This is a genomic window from Xenorhabdus cabanillasii, assembly GCF_003386665.1.
Classification (GTDB): Bacteria; Pseudomonadota; Gammaproteobacteria; order Enterobacterales; family Enterobacteriaceae; genus Xenorhabdus; species Xenorhabdus cabanillasii.
This window is the reverse complement of the sequence record NZ_QTUB01000001.1, coordinates 1,898,009-1,917,970: the sequence shown is the minus strand read 5'-3', so window position 1 is coordinate 1,917,970 and position 19,962 is coordinate 1,898,009. Positions and strand designations below refer to the sequence as shown.

Genomic DNA, 19,962 nt, shown 5'->3' with positions numbered 1-19,962 from the left:
TGACATTCAATAGCCTATGTCTGCAAAAAGCAAAATGAGGGATTCTCCCTCATTTTATTTTTTCAATGCGTATTGATAGCTGGTACTTCCTACCCCATTTTCGTCACTCACCAGAAACTTGAGCATCCGGCTTGCTATATATCAATAATGGTGCGGATTTATCTTCAACAACTGTCTCATCAACGACAACTTTTTCTACATGTTCCATTGACGGAAGATCGTACATTGTATCCAGCAAAACACCTTCCACAATTGAACGAAGTCCACGTGCACCCGTTTTACGCGCCATTGCTTTTTTCGCAATCGCTGTCAGCGCCTCTTTTCTGAACTCCAGCTCAACACCTTCCAGATTGAACAAAGCCTGATACTGTTTTGTTAAAGCGTTTTTTGGCTCTTGCAAGATTTGGAGCAACGCTTCTTCATTGAGTTCACCCAACGTTGCCACAACAGGCAGACGGCCAATGAATTCAGGAATAAGTCCAAATTTGATCAAATCTTCCGGTTCAACCTGAGCAAGCAATTCACCTTCTGTCGCCTTCTCTGATTCACCTTTAACTGTAGCACTAAAACCAATTCCAGAGCTGACATTCAAACGCTGGCTGACAACGTTGCCTAAACCGGCAAACGCTCCACCACAGATAAACAGAATCTTAGAAGTATCAACCTGAAGGAACTCCTGCTGTGGATGTTTACGGCCACCCTGGGGGGGAACAGCTGCCACTGTGCCTTCGATCAGCTTCAAAAGTGCTTGTTGAACACCTTCACCCGATACGTCACGAGTTATTGAAGGGTTATCAGACTTACGAGAAATCTTATCTATTTCGTCAATATAAACGATACCACGCTGTGCTTTCTGTACATCGTAGTCACATTTTTGCAAAAGTTTTTGGATAATATTTTCTACGTCTTCCCCAACATAGCCCGCTTCAGTCAAGGTCGTCGCATCGGCCATAGTAAAAGGCACATCTAAATAACGGGCAAGGGTTTCTGCTAACAAAGTTTTACCACTGCCTGTTGGCCCGATTAGCAGAATATTACTTTTGCCTAATTCCACACCGCTATTGGTGTCTCCATTACGCAGTCGCTTGTAATGGTTATAAACAGCCACTGCCAGCACTTTTTTCGCCATTTCCTGACCGATGACATAATCATCCAGATGTTGACGAATTTCATGAGGGGTAGGTAATGTACTACGCTCACGATGTGGTATTAGCTCTTTAATTTCTTCGCGAATGATATCATTACATAAATCGACACATTCATCGCAGATATACACTGACGGGCCAGCTATTAACTTCCGAACTTCATGTTGGCTTTTCCCGCAGAAAGAGCAATACAGCAGCTTTCCTGAACCGTCTTTGCGCTTATCTGTCATCAGTCAACCTCACTTTATGAGCTGTTATCCCAGTCTCTCTGGCATAACAGAAAAAACGCTGTCATTACTCCGCCAAATTAGGTGTTAGCACAAAAAGTCACCTTAAAATTATAGTGTTGGAGTAATAAATTAATTATCAATAAATTAGTTTCGATGGGTAAATATACTATCAACCAATCCGTATTCTACGGCTTCCGCGGCTGACAAGAAACGGTCACGTTCTGTGTCTTCGACGATCTTCTCAAGTGGCTGACCCGTATGTTTTGCCATTAATTCATTCATACGAGCTTTAACTTTGAGTATTTCCTGCGCATGGATTTCAATATCTGTCGCCTGTCCCTGGAATCCGCCCAGTGGTTGGTGGATCATAACTCTGGAATTTGGCAAACAAAAACGCTTTCCTTCCGCGCCAGCTGTTAGCAAGAAGGACCCCATTGAGCAGGCTTGCCCCATACAAATAGTACTCACATCTGGTTTAATAAATTGCATCGTGTCATAAATAGACATACCAGCTGTGATAACCCCACCCGGCGAGTTGATATATAAGTGAATATCTTTTTCTGGATTTTCTGCTTCCAGGAAGAGCATTTGAGCAACAATTAAGTTCGCCATATGATCTTCAACCGGGCCAGTCAGAAAAATAATTCGATCTTTTAATAAGCGGGAATAAATATCGAACGCACGTTCTCCACGTGCTGTTTGTTCAACCACCATCGGCACCAAAGACATGTTAGGTGCATATTGATCTTGCTTGCCACTGTATGACATTTCCGTCTCCTAATAGAACTCACGCTGGTGCCATTCATAACTGATTCTACGTGAGATAAGCGATGATGACCATGATCCAAAGTTAACTAACAGAGGACTTTCCCTCTATAAAAAGTAGTAAGCCTTTACATAATAGTAAGAAAGGATATGAGGTTAAATCTGTTTTTTTCAAGAACAATAAAAAACCCGCAGGCCAGGCTTGCGGGTTTACATCACTGAGAGAAAAATTCATCACCTCAGGTAATCAATAAATGAAACTTATGCCAGTTGGTTCTGATTCATCAGATCGTTGAAGCCAGTTTCTTTTTCAGAAACTTTTGCTTTGCTCAGAACCAATTCAACAGCCTGCTCTTCCAGAGCAATATTGCGGATATTGTTCATCATTTCTTGATTTTTGCTGTAGTATTCAACGACTTCTTTCGGATCTTCATAAGCAGAAGCCATTTCTTCGATCAGTGCATTCACACGCTCATCATCAACTTTCAGCTCATTACCGCTGATAACTTCACCTAACAGTAAGCCAACAACAACACGGCGTTTTGCCTGCTCTTCAAACAGCTCACGAGGCAGTTCCAAAGCTTGTTTTTCAGAACCACCGAAACGCTGAGCCGCTTGACGACGCAGTACATCGATTTCACCATCAACAACCGCAGCCGGAACTTCAATTTCGTTAGCCTTAACCAGACCATCCAGAACCTGGGTTTTAATGCGATTACGCACTGCATTTTTCAGTTCGCGTTCCATATTTTTGCGAACTTCTGCACGCAGGCCGTCAACAGTACCATCAGCAATACCAAAACGCTTGATGAATTCTTCAGTCAGTTCTGGCAGTTCACGCTGTTCAACTTTCTTCAGGTTAATAGCAAACTTCGCTGCTTTACCTTTCAGGTTTTCTGCATGGTAGTCTTCTGGGAAAGTGACATCGATGGTAAATTCTTCACCCGCTTTGTGACCAACGATACTCTCTTCAAAACCAGGGATCATTCGACCCTGTCCCATTGCCAGAACGAAATCAGTTGCTTTACCGCCTTCGAACTCTTCGCCATCAACAGAGCCGTTGAAATCAACAGTTACACGATCATCTGCAACTGCTGCTGCTTCAGTTTCTTTCCAGTCAGCCTGCTGTTTGCGCAAAGTTTCCAGCATTGTGTCAACGTCTGCATCTTTTACTTCAACAACTGGCTTTTCAATTTCAATGTCTTCCAGACCTTTCAGTTCGATTTCTGGATAAACTTCGAATTCAACTGCATAAATGAAATCTTCACCGTTTTTAAACTGTTCTGGTTTGTAGCTTGGTGCGCCAGCCGGATTAATTTTATTCTCAATGATTGCATTGACGAAGTTGCGCTGCATCAGATCACCGAGAACATCCTGCAAAACGGAAGCGCCATAACGCTGTTTGACGATATTCATAGGCACTTTACCTTTACGGAAACCGTCAATACGCACTTTCTTCGCTACATTAACCAATTCACTGTTAACTGCTTTTTCAATGTCGGCAGCAGGAACGGTGATTGATACACGACGCCCAAGGCCTTGAGTTGTTTCAACAGAAACTTGCATCTTGTTACCTCAAAAAAATCATAGTGCTCGGTCAACTTCAGAATGGTGCAACGTCTAAAACAGGCAAATTACATCACTCTTCAAGAACCGGGGCGGTCGCATTTAAAAACCGAGAATCCCTGTGATCAGAAGCGCCCCGAACGAAACTATTGTAAAAATTTAGACGCAGCATTATAGCGATGCAGACAGTATGAGTCGAGAATTGCAGACAAAAGCATGCACTATTCGTTGACTTAATGTGATATACATTGCCCAACGGCTACATCATGATATTGGCCATTCTGTATGAATATAAACAAAAATACAGCCCGAAGGCTGTAGTCTAACTTGAAAACCAGATTAATAAAAAATTAAGTATTATGTTGTTGTACGATATTGTTAACCGTACAATCTCATAAAGTTGATGTCGTTGTACTTCCTCCCCGACATGCAGGCGAGGCCAAAACGGTATCTTCTAATTCATCCCACTCTTTTTCTGTATAAGTATGAAGCGCTAAAGCATGTACTCCTTCTTCCATCTCTTTAGCCAAGACACTATATACTGAGCGATGGCGGTTGAGCATTCTCTGCTCAACGAATGCATTACTGATAACAATAATTTTAAAATGGCTTTCAGAACCTGCTGGTACATTATGACGATAACTTTCATCGATCACTTCCAGATGAGAAGGCTTAAATGCCGCCTGTAACTTTGTTTCTATTTCCTGACGAACCATCTCATTCTCCTTAGTCACCAAAGGTTATTAATCAACCATATATTGATTCTAGTTTATTTCCCGTGATTTATAACATCAGGGCATCCAAATATCGTTTATAGAATTTACTTTAAGCATTTCCCTATATATTTCAGTTAGTAAGCATTAGGGATATGCTGTTACCTATGGCAATGCTATGATTGCGATGATCCATACTACCTGTATTACTATATTGAGTATCCGTATTCTGAATGAGAACACTTACATGCTAAAGAAAATATTGACTCCATTTATTGCATTTCTCTTTCTGGCCAACTTATCTGGCTGTGTAGACACCAGCAATACACTGGCTATTCAACCTAAAATTACCTTGCCATCGGCAGATCCTACAATGAAAGCGATCACAATTAGCATTAGTGGGGTCGATCATCGGCAATCTCAAGCCCTGGCCCAAATTAACCGTAATGCAAAATTAGTTACGCTGCTGCCTTCGCGTGATTTACGCTTTTTACTGCAAGAAGCATTGGAAAAACAAATGGTTGCTCGTGGTTATATGATTGGCTCTCCGGCGAATGCCAATTTACAAGTCATAGTGAATCAGCTTTATGCGACAGTAAAGGAAGGAAGCCTACGCCACGATATTTCAGCGAAAGCGGAAATCTCAATTATTGTTTATGCTCAAGATGGTAGTAAACAAATTAAAAACTACCGCACCAGCTATAATGCGCAGGGTCCATTAAACGCAACTAATGCCAAAATTGCTGATGCCGTTAATACTGTATTATCTGATGTGATTGCAGACATGGCTCAAGATTCGTCAATCAGCACCTTCATTAAACAGAACATTCGATAACAGGTAACAAGATATAGACTTTCTGCCTGACTCTATTGAACTTTCCTCTGATAGATTATGGGCAGAAAGTATTGGAAGGGCTTATGACGAATCACACACTGAGTTTATCTACAATACGCAACTACCGTATTCTTCTTTTATTGGGTTTTGCCTCTGGTCTCCCCCTTGCCCTCACCGCAGGAACATTACAGGCATGGATGACTGTCGAAAACATTGATATCAAAACCATCGGCTTTTTTACTTTAGTCGGTCAGGCCTATGTTTTTAAATTTCTCTGGGCACCTGCTATGGATCGCTATTCCCCCTCGTTCTTAGGACGGCGGCGCGGATGGATGCTCATTACCCAACTTTTACTCATTATCAGTATCGTGGCAATGGGATTTCTCGATCCATCGCAACATTTATGGTGGTTAGCTGCATTAGCTGTTGCTGTCGCCTTTTTCTCGGCTTCTCAAGATATTATTTTTGACGCCTATAAAACCGATTTACTTCAACAAGAAGAACGGGGAACCGGAGCGGCAATTTCTGTCCTGGGATATCGGCTGGCAATGCTGGTCTCCGGCGGTCTGGCTCTGTGGATGGCAACTTACATTGGCTGGAATAGCATGTACTGGCTCATGGCCGGTCTAATGCTGTTTGGTGTTTATGCTACCCTTACTGCTAAAGAACCTCAGATTGACGTAGCGCCACCAAAAACATTACATCAGGCCGTATTTGAGCCTTTATTTGACTTTTTTAGTCGAAACAATGCCTGGCTTATTCTACTCTTAATTGTACTGTATAAGCTGGCTGATGCTTTTGCCCTTTCACTCAGTACCCCTTTTCTTATTCGCGGAGTGGGTTTTAATCCGGCTGAAGTCGGTATGATTAATAAAACCCTTGGTCTGGCTGCCACCATTATGGGAGCTCTGTATGGTGGTTATTTAATGCAGAAGTGGAGCCTGTTCCGTGCATTAATGATCTTCGGGCTCCTTCAAACTGTTTCAAACTTCGGCTATTGGATACTTGCTGTTACTCCTAAAGATATTTATGTGATGGGAGGGGCTGTTTTTCTGGAAAATATCTGTGGCGGTATGGGCACAGCAGCATTTGTTGCCTTACTAATGACACTTTGTAATAAATCATTTTCAGCAACCCAATTTGCTCTTCTTTCTGCATTATCCGCTGTGGGACGAGTTTACGTCGGCCCAGTTGCAGGCTGGTTTGCCGAAGTACATGGCTGGCCAATGTTTTATTTATTCTCCATTGTGCTTGGATTACCAGGGCTTGCTCTCTTACTTGTCTGCCGCCAGACACTGGCTTATACCCAAAAAACTGATAATTTCATTTCCCGAACATTATTTAGTCAATACTATCGACTAGCCTTCCTGACCATGACATTGGCTGCACTTATTTTTATTGCCTGGTTAATTATAAGTAGCCTATTGTTTATCATAACCCATTTCGTCACTTTGATACTTTTTATTTCCCCAGAATATATCCAATTTTTTAATGAAATAAGTGACTTTATATACCCTATGCTGTCATGGAGTGTTGTCATTGGCGTCATAGGATTGCTACTGGGAGGTATCCTGGATTATGTAGCATTGAAGAAAAGTAAACTTGCTTAAAATTTTACCTATTACAACACAAAACTGATAAAGTTCAGTTTTGTGTTGCTCTCGGTTAGTGATAATTATCACAATATAAATAAAAATTGAAATTATGTGCCCCAAGAAACATCTTTTTTTACGGGGAAATATTTATACTAATAAATATCACGTTCGTATCCATTTTGTTTCCAATTATCCAAAATATTTTTTATATATTTAAAAAACCACATAAAGGGAATTTATGAAAAGACATATTTTGACACTCACCGCAGTTGCTACAGCCTTGGTTTCTGCTTCAGCCAGCGCGGAATATCAGTGGGGGTTTGCCAATGTCAGCATGAACTACCTTGACTGGAGCAAACACACTACACACAAAACAGGGCAGACTTCTCACAAAGACGACTTTGCTTATCTGGAACTGGAAGGTGGAGCAGGTTTTAGTTGGGGAGAGTTATATGGCTTCTTTGATTTAGAAAATCCATTTAACAGCAAAACTGCACAACCTGGTGATAACCTACGTTACGCTTTCAAAACAACAGGACGTTTTTATCTGGGAGAAACAGGTTTCAACCTTTATGGACACGTTTATGGAACCTACTCACAACCGGGAAAAGCTAATGGTGGCAACTTCCATGAAGTAAATACACTCTATGGATTGGGCTATAACACGACCTTTGCAGGTCTGTGGTTCAAACCTTTTGTTGCCCTGCACTATGTTGACCAAACTTTCTACTCAGGAAATAACGGTTATGTCGTAGGCTGGGTTGCAGGATACGATTTTAACCTTTGGGAGCAAAAATTCAGTGTCACAAACTGGAATGAAATAGAACTTAATCGTAATAAACGCTACGGTAACGGTGGCCGTGATGGCGTTAACGGAGCACTGGGATTATGGTGGACTCCACACCCTTCTTTTACTACCGGTATCCAATATCGCTATGCCAATAATAAACTAGGTGAAGATTTCCTTCAGGATGGTATTGTTTACAGTGTAAAATATAACTTTTAATAATTAGTTTAACTGATGAGCAGTATCGAACTGCTCATCAATATCAAAAACGATCATTTTATTACAACAAGAAGTCAATTCCAAAACACTAACCTGTGATTTTCATAAAGAAAATCGTTTTGAAAAATAGAGAGTTATTTTAAAAACATTGCCTATTTTGATTTCTTAGATACAATAACGAACCGAAGTTAACTTTTTGTTAAATCTCATATTACATGTGATCCCTCTAGCATAAAAAACCTATAAGCCATCCTGCTTCTATTACAATTGTTTACACTCCAGTAACCTTACCGTAGAATGCCCGCACTGATGAAACGACAATAAAGCTTTTGTTATCTGGGGTCGCTCAATGAGACTTATGAAATACAAAAAAACTATTGGGTTATCGTCATTACTCGCAGCCACTTTAATGCTAAGTGGTTGCGATATGGTATTGATGAATCCCAAAGGGGCGATCGGCGTTGAACAAAAAACGCTGATACTGACAGCGTTTGGCCTGATGCTGATCGTTGTTATCCCGGCTATCGTAATGGCAATCGTCTTTGCTTTACGTTACCGGGAAGCCAATAAATCTGCTACCTATCGTCCAAACTGGGCACACTCAAATAAAATTGAGCTTGTCGTCTGGACTGTGCCTATCCTGATTATCATCACTTTGGCAACGATTACATGGAAAACGACTCATCAACTCGATCCATATAAGCCACTAGACAGTGATGTGAAACCGGTAACGATTGAAGTTATTTCCCTCGACTGGAAATGGCTATTCATCTACCCAGAACAGGGTATTGCAACTGTAAATGAAATTGTATTCCCTAAAGATGTGCCAATTAACTTCAAAATCACCTCAGACTCTGTGATGAACTCTTTCTTCATCCCTCAGTTAGGTGGTCAGATTTATGCAATGGCAGGTATGCAGACAAAACTGCATTTAATTGCTAACTCAGCAGGTAAATACGACGGTTTCTCGGCCAGTTATAGTGGACATGGCTTTTCCGGCATGAAATTCACTGCAACAGCAACTGAGGATCGTGCAGGTTTTGAAGAGTGGGTGCAGAAAGTTAAAGCATCAGCTAAAACCCTGGATACCGTACAAGCATTCAATGCATTAGCTAAACCTAGCCAAAACAACCCAGTTGAATACTTCTCAAGCGTGAAACCAAAACTGTTCCAAGAAACAATCGCCAAATTTATGGGTGATATGGGCCATAGCGGTATGTTTGGTGTATCTGGTCACGGAAAAACAGAACATGGTGAAGCTGCGGGTCATAATATGAATATGAGTCAGCCGGCTCATGCAGGTGTTGAGGAATAAAGACATGTGGGGAAAATTAACACTTGATGCGATCCCATTACATGAACCCATTATTGTGGTGACATTGATTGGGATACTTCTTGGGGGACTGGCAGTTGTTGGTGCCCTAACCTATTTCCGTAAATGGAAATGGCTCTGGACTGAATGGCTGACAAGCGTCGACCACAAAAAAATCGGGGTCATGTACATCGTTGTTGCTATGGTAATGATGTTGCGCGGTTTCGCTGATGCCATCATGATGCGTGGACAGCAAGCCCTGGCTTCCGCTGGTGAAGCAGGTTTCCTGCCCCCGCACCATTATGATCAGATCTTTACCGCCCACGGCGTTATCATGATCTTCTTCATGGCGATGCCTTTCGTTGTTGGTCTGATGAACATTGTGGTTCCTCTGCAAATCGGGGCACGTGACGTTGCATTCCCATTCCTGAACTCTCTGAGTTTCTGGTTATTTGTTGTAGGTGTCGCTCTGATCAACCTCTCTCTGGGTGTAGGTGAATTCGCTCAAACTGGCTGGCTGGCTTACCCGCCTCTGTCCGGTCTGGAATATAACCCTGGAGTTGGTGTTGATTACTGGATATGGAGCCTCCAGCTCTCCGGTGTAGGTACATTGCTGACTGGTGTTAACTTCTTCGTGACCATCCTGCGCATGCGTGCACCGGGTATGTCCATGATGAAATTGCCAGTTTTCACCTGGGCTTCACTGTGCACCAACGTACTTATCATTGCTGCATTCCCTATTCTGACAGTCACTATTGCACTGTTAACCCTGGATCGTTATCTGGGCACCCATTTCTTCACCAACGATATGGGTGGCAACATGATGATGTACATCAACCTGATCTGGGCTTGGGGCCATCCTGAAGTTTATATTCTGGTTCTGCCTGTCTTCGGTATCTTCTCTGAAGTCACTGCAACCTTCTCGAAAAAACGCCTGTTCGGTTATACCTCACTGGTGTGGGCGACAATCGTTATTACCATTCTGTCGTTCATTGTATGGCTGCACCATTTCTTTACCATGGGCTCCGGCGCGAACGTTAACGCCTTCTTTGGTATCGCCACGATGATTATCTCTATCCCAACCGGGGTTAAGATCTTCAACTGGCTGTTCACCATGTACCGTGGCCGTATCGAGTTCAAAACACCTATGCTGTGGACTGTCGGCTTTCTGGTCACTTTCTCCATTGGTGGTATGACAGGTGTTCTGCTGGCTGTACCTGGTGCGAACTTCGTACTGCATAACAGTCTGTTTCTGATTGCTCACTTCCATAACGTTATCATTGGTGGCGTTGTATTCGGCTGCTTCGCTGGTACAACTTACTGGTTCCCGAAAGCATTTGGTTTCACACTGAATGAAAAATGGGGTGTCCGTGCTTTCTGGTTCTGGATCACTGGTTTCTTCGTTGCCTTTATGCCTCTGTATGCTCTGGGCTTTATGGGTATGACTCGTCGTCTGAGCCAGGACATCAACCCAGAATTCCATTCTCTGCTGGTTGTTGCAGCGGGCGGTGTTGTCCTGATCGCAATTGGTATTCTGTGCCAGGTTATCCAGTTCTACGTGAGTATCCGTGACCGTCAACAAAACCGTGATCTGACTGGTGACCCATGGGGTGCTCGTACTCTGGAATGGTCAACTTCATCTCCACCTCCGTTCTATAACTTCGCAGAAGTTCCACACATCCAGACTCGTGATGCATGGTGGGACATGAAAGAAAAAGGCATTGGGTATAAACGCTCTGCTAAATATGAAGAAATTCATATGCCTAAAAACACAGGTGCTGGCGTAATTATTAGTGCATTCTGTCTGGTCTTAGGCTTTGCATTGATATGGCATATCTGGTGGATGGCTATTGCAAGTTTCGCAGGCATTATCATCAGTTGCATCGTGAAAAGCTTTGACGAAGACGTTGATTACTACGTTCCAGTGGCTGAAGTCGAGAAAATTGAAAATCAGCGTTACGAAGAACTGAGAAAGGCAGGTGTAAAATAATGTCGACTCAAACCCTTAACAATACAGCCGCCCATGACGCTCATGGGCACCATGACACAGGAGCCAACAAAATCTTTGGTTTCTGGATCTATCTGATGAGTGACTTGATTCTGTTTGCAAGTCTGTTCGCTACCTATGCAGTATTAGTTAATGGCACTGCGGATGGCCCAACAGGTAAACAGATTTTTGAACTGCCATTTGTCTTGGTAGAAACCTTCCTGCTGTTGTTCAGTAGTATCACCTATGGTTTCGCCATGCTGAGCATGAACAAAGGCAAAATCGGTCAAGTTAACCTGTGGCTATTTGTTACCTTCCTGTTCGGCCTGGGTTTCGTCTCAATGGAAGTTTATGAATTCCATAAACTGATCATGGAAGGTTATGGCCCTGACCGCAGTGCATTCCTGTCTGCTTTCTTCGCGCTGGTTGCGACTCACGGTCTGCACGTAACCTTTGGTCTGATTTGGATCGTCATTCTGATGATTCAGGTTTCACGCCGCGGCCTGACTGACGTGAACCGTATGCGTCTGAACTGCCTGAGCCTGTTCTGGCACTTCCTTGACGTTGTATGGATCTGTGTATTTACTGTCGTTTATCTGATGGGAGCTATGTAATGAGTCATCCAAATACTTCTCATTCCGGCGCCAGCCACGGTAGTTTCAAAACCTATATGATTGGTTTTGTTCTGTCAGTTATTTTGACCGTGATCCCATTCTGGATGGTGATGGATGGTACTGCTTCGCACAGCACAATCCTGACAACAGTAGTTGTTATGGCTGTTATTCAGATTTTTGTTCATTTCATCTGCTTCCTGCACATGAATACATCGTCTGAAGAGCGTTGGAATCTCGTTGCTTTAATATTCACAATACTGGTCATCGCTATTGTTGTTGTTGGCTCTCTGTGGATTATGTACAACCTGAATATCAATATGATGGTTGATTAAGGGTTGATTTGAATGATTAAGCAATACCTGCAAGTGACCAAACCAGGAATTATTTTCGGAAATCTAATTTCTGCGATTGGTGGTTTTCTACTCGCTTCCAAGGGCGTAATAGATTACCCCTTGTTCTTTGCAACAATGGTCGGGGTATCGCTGGTGGTAGCATCAGGTTGTGTATTTAACAACTATATCGACCGCGATATCGACAGGATCATGGAAAGAACAAAAGAAAGGGTCCTTGTGAAAGGGCTTATCGATCCGAAAATCAGCCTGATTTACGCCTCAGTGTTAGGTATTGCTGGCGTTGTGCTGCTCTATGTAGCAGCCAATGCCTTAGCAATGCAGTTAGCTCTCATCGGGTTTGTCGTTTATGTCGGGGTTTATAGCCTCTACATGAAAAGAAAGTCTATTTATGGCACGCTGGTTGGCAGCTTGTCAGGCGCTGCGCCCCCTGTCATAGGTTATTGTGCAGTAACCGGGCAATTTGACACAGGGGCACTTATTCTGTTGTTGATTTTCAGTTTATGGCAGATGCCTCACTCTTACGCCATTGCTATTTTTCGGTTCAAAGATTATCAGGCTGCCAATATTCCAGTATTGCCTGTAATTAAGGGTATCTCTGTGGCCAAAAACCATATTACCCTCTATATTCTGGCATTTATGGTTGCCACTCTGATGTTGGCAATCAGTGGCTATGCAGGTTACAAATACCTGATTGTCGCTGCTGCGGTAAGTATTTGGTGGCTGGGTATGGCATTATCCGGTTATAAAACGACTAATGACCATATCTGGGCTCGTAAGTTATTTGTATTTTCTATTGTCGCTATCATGTCATTGAGCGTCATGATGTCTGTGGACTCCGCAGCATCTCCAGAAATAATGCTGACTTACGTCCGATAATATCAAAATGGCAGGGGAAACAAACTCTTGCCATTTTTCCTTTCTTTATCTCTTACAAGTATTAATAACTTACTTCGTTTAGATCACTCTTGATAAACATGATTTAGTAACCAATTCGTTAGTAATCTGTATGAAATGAATATCTTGTATCAATTTATTCCTTTCTAAGCTAAATGCCATATCGAATTTTTTGAGGTATCAGGTATCCATGAACGATAATCAAATGACTCCCCTTGAACTCCGGGCAACATGGGGCTTAGGTTCCGTTTTTTCTCTACGCATGTTAGGCATGTTCATGGTCTTACCCGTCCTTACGACCTACGGTTTAGCGTTACGTGATGCCACCGAGGCCCTGATAGGAATTGCAATCGGTATCTACGGCTTAACACAGGCAATATTTCAAATTCCATTCGGGTTATTTTCAGACAAAATTGGCCGAAAGCCTTTGATAATAGGTGGACTACTCATTTTTGTATTAGGCAGTATCATTGCCGCCTTTAGCGACTCTATTTGGGGAGTTATCGCCGGAAGAGCTTTGCAAGGTGCAGGTGCAATCTCTGCTGCAATCATGGCGTTATTATCAGATCTTACCCGCGAACAAAATCGTACAAAAGCAATGGCATTCATTGGCATCAGCTTTGGTATCACATTTGCTTTTGCTATTGTTATCGGCCCTGTTATCACTCATCACATCGGATTAAATGGTTTATTTGGTACAATCGCAATTCTTGCCAGTTGCGGTATTTTAATAACGCTATTCGCTGTCCCATCAACACATAATCAATTATTAAATCGTGAATCTGGCATTGTCCGGGGCAGTTTCCGGCGTGTACTTTCTGATCCTCAATTACTCAAACTCAATTTTGGTATTCTCAGCCTACATACCTTATTGATGTCCAGCTTCGTTGTCCTGCCTCTGATCATGGAAAAAGCAGGTTTTCCTCCTCAACAACACTGGAAAGTTTATTTAATTACTACGCTTATTTCTTTTATTGCCGTCTTACCATTCATTATTTATGCGGAGAAAAAACGCCGCATGAAGCAAGTTTTCTTACTTTGTATCGGCATGTTGTTTATTGCTGAATTTGTTTTGTGGTCTTTAGGATCACATCTTTGGGGAATATTTGCAGGTATTCAGATTTTCTTTCTTGCTTTTAATATCATGGAAGCTATTTTGCCTTCATTGATCAGCAAAGAAGCACCAGCAGGCTACAAAGGTACAGCAATGGGAGTTTACTCTACCAGCCAGTTCCTTGGTGTCGCTCTGGGAGGCAGTATCGGTGGAATGCTATATGAACTGCAAGGCGCATCATTAGTATTTATGGGCAGTATTATTCTCACCATATTCTGGTTTATTCTCAGCCTCACATTACGTCAACCACCTTATGTCAGCAGCATCAGGCTCATCTTGCCAGCTCAATTAAATGCTCCTGAAATTCTGGAAAAGAAAATATTGTCTCAAGCGGGTGTGAAAGATGTCATTATTGTACCGGACGAACTGAGTGCCTATATCAAAGTCGATACTAAACAAACTAATCGTGAGCAACTAGAGCAGCTTGTGTTTTCTCATACCCAATAGGTTCTGAGATAATAGGGTTCTATAGATAATAAATTTATTAGGGAAGCATTTGTAGCAATTGAAATTACTCAGCTTCCCTTAAATATTTTGATCAGAGAAAAAAGTAAATCTACCGATATCAGCAGTTAATCACGGAAAACAGTTAGTCACGGAAGTTGGTGAATTGGAAAGGCTGCCCCAACTCTGCGCCACGAACTAATGCAATAACCCCTTGCAGATCATCACGAGCTTTACCGGTAACTCGCACTTGCTCGCCCTGAATTTGTGCCTGAACTTTCAGCTTGCTGTCTTTAATCAGCTTGACGATTTTTTTCGCTAACGGTGTATCAATACCTTGCAGCAGAGTTGCTTCCACACTGTAAGTTTTACCGCTATGCACCATATTCTCAGGAATATTCAGTACAGAGCCGTCAATTCCTCGCTTAGCAAATTTTTCACGCAGAATATCGACCAGTTGGTTAACCTGAAAATCAGACTCACTCGCAATCTTGACCGATTCGCTCTTTTCGTTTAGTTCAAAACTCGCATTGACATTGCGGAAATCCCAACGATTGGTTAATTCCCTCTGCGCATTCTCTACCGCATTGCGCACTTCCTGCATATCAACTTCTGAAACAATATCAAATGATGGCATTATCAGTCACCTCCAGCTAATCAATAATCCGGCATGATAACCGCTTTCTATTATTGGCAAAAGATCTATACTCCTCACACTCAGTGATCTTTTGGAATTTATATTATTTTAGCGGGCTTGGAATTCAGATCAGCTTAATTTTGAGGTTCCCGATGAACGTATTTCTCAAGGAAGAACAATGAAAATAACTGTTCTTGGCTGTGGTGCAATGGGTAAACTGTGGCTTGCTGCCTTATCCCGACAACATCATCAAATTCAGGCATGGCTAAAAGTGTCACAACATTTTGTCAATGTTCATATTGATAACTTTCAGGGCAAGGTATTTGAACAGCAACTTCCTGCCAATGATGAAAAACATCTTGCCGAGAGCGAATTGTTACTTGTTTGCCTAAAAGCCTGGCAAGTTTCAGATGCTATCAATAACCTTGTTCCCAAACTTTCCCCTTATTGTCCTATCCTGCTACTGCATAATGGGATGGGTACACAAGATGAACTTTTATCTCTGCCCAATCCCATCTTATCGGGAGTGACAACTCATGGGGCATATCAGGAAAATGGTATTGTTTATCACAAATCACAAGGTATAACCCATATTGGTTCTACGTTGCCTGATACTGATGAATTCAGTTTTTTAGCAAAAATTTTGCATGACGCCTTACCAGACGTAAAATGGCACGATGATATCTATACCATCAGCTGGCTAAAACTTGCCGTCAATTGCGTTATCAATCCACTCACCGTAATTTATGATTGTAAGAATGGCGAATTATCGCATCACGTTACAAATATCCATTCATTATGTGATGAGATCTATCAGGTGATGCAAAAAGAGGGCCTTCAGATCACCAAACCATCACTTATCAATTACGTGATGGCTGTTATTGAGCGAACATCTGAAAACTCTTCATCTATGCGGCAAGATATTCGGGCACAACGACCTACAGAAATAGACTACATTACCGGATTTTTACTACACCGAGCCCGTGTACATGGGCTGGTGCTTACAGAAAACATCCATATTTATCGTTTTATCAAACGCAAGGAGGAGAAATATGCACGCTTCAGCTCTCGTTTGCCTCGCACACGGTAGTGAAGAAATAGAAGCTGTCACTACCATTGATTTGTTGGTCAGAGCCGGGATCAAGGTTACCATCGCCAGTGCAGCAACCGATGGAGCTCTGACATTAACCTGCTCGCGTGGCGTTAAAATTGTTGCAGATACTCCCTTAATCGATGTTGTTGATGAAGATTTTGATGCTGTTATTCTGCCGGGAGGGATAAAAGGGGCAGAATGTTTTCGCGATAGTCTATTAGTTGTAGAGAAAATCCGCACAGCCCAAAGTCAGGGTAAAATCATTGCAGCAATCTGCGCATCTCCAGCCGTTGTACTGGAATATCATCAGCTTTTCCCGATTGGAAATATGACAGGTTACCCAAGCATGAAAGATAAAATAGCCCCGGAAAAGTGGATCGATCGTCGGGTTTATTTTGATGAGAGGGTTAATTTGCTCACCAGCCAGGGGCCTGCAACTGCTTTTGACTTCGCCCTGAGACTAATAGAACTACTGAAAGGAAAAGATAAGGCAGCAGAAGTTGCAGCTCAATTAGTCTTACCACCCGGCGTCAATAACTACCAAAATCTATAGTAGTGAATCTGTTAATATAAGCTGCTTACAGAAAATCTATTCTGCCAGCAGCTTATATGTTTCTTTCAGATGTACTGGCTCAGATTAAGGGCGATAAACCTTCACGTTCTGAAAGCCTTGTTCACGCAAGTAAAGCGCCTGCAAACGGCTCATCACACCGCGTTCACAATAAAGCAGATAATTTTTCTCTTTCGCCAGATCACCAAACTGGGTACTCAACTTATAGAAAGGTAATGACTGAATTTCGATACCTTCCATACTCAGTGGGTGATCATCCTGTTCATCTGGTGAACGGATATCCAACAATACATCATTCGCAGAAAACTTAGTGACTGTTTCCACTTCCACAATCTGCTCACTAGCCTGTTCAGCAATCTGACGAATATCCAAATTCTGGGCTTCACTTATCACACGATCCAGAATATCAAAATCGAACTTACCTTCTTCCTCTTCAATTTTGGCTTTGACGGCTTTAACGGTTGGACTCTTAGAGATCACACCACAGAATTCCGGCATAGTACGAGCAAAATCTTCCGTTCCAATTTCACGTGCCAGCTTAATAATGTGTTCTTTATCGTGAGAAATCAGCGGACGGAGGATCAACGTATCCGAAGCATTATCAATCAGTCTCAAGTTAGTCAATGTCTGGCTAGAGACCTGCCCCAATGCTTCTCCTGTCACGATTGCTTGCACACCATAACGTTCTGCAATCCTGGAAGCAGCTCTGACCATCATTCTTTTCAGCACAACGCCCATTTGGCCGTCATCCACTTTTTCCAGAATTTCAGCAACGACCGGTTCAAAATCGACGGCAACAAAGCGAACCTTATGGGAACTGCCAAATCGGTTCCACAAATAGTGAGCTACCTGTTTCACACCAATTTCATGGGCAGAGCCACCGAGATTAAAGAAGCAATAATGTACACGACAACCACGGCGCATCAGCATATAGCTGGAAACCCCAGAGTCAAACCCGCCAGAGATAAGGGACAGAACATCTTCCTGCGTTCCAATAGGAAATCCGCCGATCCCTGGATGACGGGCTTTAACCAGGATCAGTTTATCCTGATCAATTTCCAGATTCACTGTCACATCTGGATGAGTCAGTTTCACTTTGGCAGATTCAATATGTTGATTCAGGCCGCCACCGATATAGCGTTCAGCTTCATTGGAAGTGAAACTGTGTTTACCACGACGTTTCACACGGACACAAAATGTTTTTCCATGCAGTAAATGCCCATATGCTTCGTAGGTTTGTTCAAAGATATGATGCAAATCACGAAAATCTCTCTCTTCTACTTGCAGGATATGGTGAATACCCGGAATGCGTGTCAGTGCATCACAAATTTCTGCACCAAGATTATCACTTTTAGCCCGAACTTCGATATTATCCCAGTGGCGAACAACAGCAATCTCTTCTCCTAATGTTTTCAGCACATTACGGATATTGCTGGCAAGGATTTTAATAAAGCGTAAGCGAACAGTCTGGCTCTTGATCGTAATCTCTGGGAATAACTTAATGATAAACTTCATAGTAAGATATAGTAGTCATTCAATATTGAACTATCACAAATAGTATCAATGATTGTTCTTAAGTAGTCAGTTGGATAGGGCGTGGAGTATAACACTATCTCACTATATCTCCTGTAAAAAACAGAGCATCTGTAAAAAAACAGTGGTAACGAATGATTTATTTCTTTCAGTGTAGTAGGGTACTCTGCAAGTCTGTAACGAAATTACCTCACTGTAATTCGTTAAATAATCATACTTTAAAATTATTATGTCTAAGGCAAATCGAACATCAGAAACCGAGCAAGCACCAGCATTTGAAACTTCCCTGAAAGAGCTGGAGGAAATTGTCATTCGCTTGGAATCAGGGGAACTCCCTTTAGAAGATGCATTAAATGAATTTGAACGTGGCATTCAACTCGCGAGACAAGGGCAAAAAACCCTCCAACAAGCGGAACAACGAGTGCAAATTTTATTGAATCATGATGCACATTCTCCACTTGATGAATTTTCGTCTGATGCAGAGTAACTTTATGTCTGAACAATATAAGGCTCCTTTTGAAGAGCAATTAAGCAATTGCCAGCAACATATCAATGACAAGTTGATGGCAACATTTTCTTCATTACCCTTTTTGGACGGCCCGTTAGCAACAGCTATGCAATATGGTGCTGTACTGGGTGGAAAACGGCTGCGCCCATTTTTAGTTTATACTGTAGGTGAAATGTTTGGCCTTTCCAAAGAGAGCCTTGATGCGCCAGCCATCGCTTTAGAGTGTATCCACGCCTATTCGCTGATCCACGATGATTTGCCTGCAATGGACAACGATGATTTACGTCGTGGCCAACCTACCTGCCATATTAAATTTGGCGAGGATCATGCGATCCTGGCTGGAGATGCGTTGCAATCATTAGCCTTTGAGATTCTGGCAAAGCAAGAGATGCCAAATGTGGCATTATCTGACCGTCTTGAAATGATTGCTGAATTAGCAACATCCAGTGGTATTGCAGGTATGTGTGGCGGGCAGTCATTGGATTTGAAAGCCGAAGGGAAACAGATTGATCTTGCTGCACTGGAACAAATCCACCGACACAAAACAGGTACATTAATTCGTTGTGCAGTCAGATTGGGAGCTTACGGTGCAGGTATACGTGGCCGTGAAGCGTTGCCCTGGCTGGATAAATATGCACAGGCAATCGGCCTCGCATTTCAGGTGCACGATGATATTCTGGATGTCATTGGTGATACAAAAATTATCGGCAAACGTCAGGGGAATGATCAGCAACTTGGGAAAAACACCTACCCTTCATTGTTAGGCCTGGAGCAAGCCCAAAAAAAAGCCAAAGATCTTTATGAAGATGCTATTGCTGCACTCACAGAACTGGAAAATCACTCCTATAATACTGTGACTCTAAAACAACTGGCGGGTTTCATCATTGAAAGAAACAGCTAAAAAACCGATCATGACCATAACAATCACCGTTTTGTGAATTATCGGTTACAAACATCCAAAATCAATAAAATGAAACATGGCCTTACAGGGAGAGCCCAACAATTACCTGCTGATAATTCCAGGGTTCTTAATCTTCAATTTATAAC

General features: G+C 42.3%; 19 protein-coding genes. 13 read left to right on the top strand and 6 right to left on the bottom strand.

Features of this window, described 5'->3' with window-relative positions:
• Positions 1 to 103: 103 nt before the first annotated feature.
• The 4 genes from clpX to bolA all read right to left on the bottom strand — a co-directional run bounded on the left by clpX (position 104) and on the right by bolA (position 4,422).
• Complete coding sequence (clpX, locus tag BDD26_RS09070; protein ID WP_038262203.1) at positions 104 to 1,375, bottom strand: ATP-dependent protease ATP-binding subunit ClpX; 1,272 nt, start codon at positions 1,373 to 1,375, stop codon at positions 104 to 106.
• A 144-nt stretch (positions 1,376 to 1,519) separates the two neighbouring features.
• Positions 1,520 to 2,143, bottom strand: coding sequence for an ATP-dependent Clp endopeptidase proteolytic subunit ClpP (gene clpP / locus BDD26_RS09065; protein WP_038262200.1), 624 nt, complete (start codon positions 2,141 to 2,143; stop codon positions 1,520 to 1,522).
• 258 nt (positions 2,144 to 2,401) lie between these two features.
• Positions 2,402 to 3,706: a trigger factor gene (gene tig / locus BDD26_RS09060; RefSeq protein ID WP_038262197.1), complete on the bottom strand. Its 1,305-nt coding sequence runs from the start codon at positions 3,704 to 3,706 to the stop codon at positions 2,402 to 2,404.
• 392 nt (positions 3,707 to 4,098) lie between these two features.
• Positions 4,099 to 4,422 (bottom strand): transcriptional regulator BolA, encoded by a 324-nt coding sequence (gene bolA / locus BDD26_RS09050; protein ID WP_115826346.1) that lies wholly within the window; start codon positions 4,420 to 4,422, stop codon positions 4,099 to 4,101.
• A 244-nt stretch (positions 4,423 to 4,666) separates the two neighbouring features.
• Between bolA and BDD26_RS09045 the strand changes: the two genes are divergently transcribed.
• The 9 genes from BDD26_RS09045 to BDD26_RS09005 all read left to right on the top strand — a co-directional run bounded on the left by BDD26_RS09045 (position 4,667) and on the right by BDD26_RS09005 (position 14,576).
• Complete coding sequence (locus BDD26_RS09045) at positions 4,667 to 5,254, top strand: lipoprotein (protein WP_115827527.1); 588 nt, start codon at positions 4,667 to 4,669, stop codon at positions 5,252 to 5,254.
• Between the two features lie 83 nt (positions 5,255 to 5,337).
• Complete coding sequence (gene ampG / locus BDD26_RS09040) at positions 5,338 to 6,864, top strand: muropeptide MFS transporter AmpG (protein ID WP_115826345.1); 1,527 nt, start codon at positions 5,338 to 5,340, stop codon at positions 6,862 to 6,864.
• Between the two features lie 223 nt (positions 6,865 to 7,087).
• Positions 7,088 to 7,855, top strand: a complete 768-nt coding sequence (locus tag BDD26_RS09035; protein WP_038262187.1) for a nucleoside-specific channel-forming Tsx family protein — start codon at positions 7,088 to 7,090, stop codon at positions 7,853 to 7,855.
• Between the two features lie 349 nt (positions 7,856 to 8,204).
• Entirely contained in the window at positions 8,205 to 9,170 is a 966-nt protein-coding gene (gene cyoA, locus BDD26_RS09030) for a cytochrome o ubiquinol oxidase subunit II (protein WP_038262184.1), read from the top strand.
• A gap of 4 nt (positions 9,171 to 9,174) precedes the next feature.
• Positions 9,175 to 11,157 (top strand): cytochrome o ubiquinol oxidase subunit I, encoded by a 1,983-nt coding sequence (gene cyoB / locus BDD26_RS09025; RefSeq protein WP_115826344.1) that lies wholly within the window; start codon positions 9,175 to 9,177, stop codon positions 11,155 to 11,157.
• Positions 11,157 to 11,768 (top strand): cytochrome o ubiquinol oxidase subunit III, encoded by a 612-nt coding sequence (locus tag BDD26_RS09020; RefSeq protein WP_115826343.1) that lies wholly within the window; start codon positions 11,157 to 11,159, stop codon positions 11,766 to 11,768. The genes cyoB and BDD26_RS09020 overlap by 1 nt, the downstream gene beginning before the upstream one ends.
• Positions 11,768 to 12,100: a cytochrome o ubiquinol oxidase subunit IV gene (locus tag BDD26_RS09015; protein ID WP_038262173.1), complete on the top strand. Its 333-nt coding sequence runs from the start codon at positions 11,768 to 11,770 to the stop codon at positions 12,098 to 12,100. Before BDD26_RS09020 ends, BDD26_RS09015 begins: the two co-directional genes overlap by 1 nt.
• Positions 12,101 to 12,112: 12 nt before the next feature.
• The gene (gene cyoE / locus BDD26_RS09010; protein WP_038262170.1) at positions 12,113 to 12,997 is read left to right on the top strand and encodes a heme o synthase; all 885 of its coding nucleotides are present in this window, start codon (positions 12,113 to 12,115) and stop codon (positions 12,995 to 12,997) included.
• 208 nt (positions 12,998 to 13,205) lie between these two features.
• Positions 13,206 to 14,576, top strand: coding sequence for an MFS transporter (locus BDD26_RS09005; RefSeq protein ID WP_115826342.1), 1,371 nt, complete (start codon positions 13,206 to 13,208; stop codon positions 14,574 to 14,576).
• A 142-nt stretch (positions 14,577 to 14,718) separates the two neighbouring features.
• Here BDD26_RS09005 and BDD26_RS09000 read toward each other — a convergent pair whose 3' ends face one another.
• Entirely contained in the window at positions 14,719 to 15,210 is a 492-nt protein-coding gene (locus BDD26_RS09000; protein WP_038262165.1) for a YajQ family cyclic di-GMP-binding protein, read from the bottom strand.
• Positions 15,211 to 15,388: 178 nt separating this feature from the next.
• Between BDD26_RS09000 and panE the strand changes: the two genes are divergently transcribed.
• Both panE and yajL read left to right on the top strand, forming a co-directional pair.
• Complete coding sequence (panE, locus tag BDD26_RS08995) at positions 15,389 to 16,300, top strand: 2-dehydropantoate 2-reductase (RefSeq protein ID WP_115826341.1); 912 nt, start codon at positions 15,389 to 15,391, stop codon at positions 16,298 to 16,300.
• Positions 16,263 to 16,856 (top strand): protein deglycase YajL, encoded by a 594-nt coding sequence (gene yajL, locus BDD26_RS08990; RefSeq protein ID WP_115826340.1) that lies wholly within the window; start codon positions 16,263 to 16,265, stop codon positions 16,854 to 16,856. Before panE ends, yajL begins: the two co-directional genes overlap by 38 nt.
• An 84-nt stretch (positions 16,857 to 16,940) precedes the next feature.
• On the opposite strand, the gene thiI is transcribed toward yajL, so the two are convergent.
• Positions 16,941 to 18,389 (bottom strand): tRNA uracil 4-sulfurtransferase ThiI, encoded by a 1,449-nt coding sequence (thiI, locus tag BDD26_RS08985; protein ID WP_115826339.1) that lies wholly within the window; start codon positions 18,387 to 18,389, stop codon positions 16,941 to 16,943.
• A gap of 247 nt (positions 18,390 to 18,636) precedes the next feature.
• On the opposite strand from thiI, the gene xseB reads away from it, so the two are divergent.
• A complete protein-coding gene (xseB, locus tag BDD26_RS08980; protein WP_038262154.1) occupies positions 18,637 to 18,894 on the top strand; it encodes an exodeoxyribonuclease VII small subunit in 258 nt (85 codons plus the stop codon).
• A gap of 4 nt (positions 18,895 to 18,898) precedes the next feature.
• Entirely contained in the window at positions 18,899 to 19,816 is a 918-nt protein-coding gene (ispA, locus tag BDD26_RS08975) for a (2E,6E)-farnesyl diphosphate synthase (protein ID WP_038262305.1), read from the top strand.
• Positions 19,817 to 19,962: the final 146 nt, after the last annotated feature.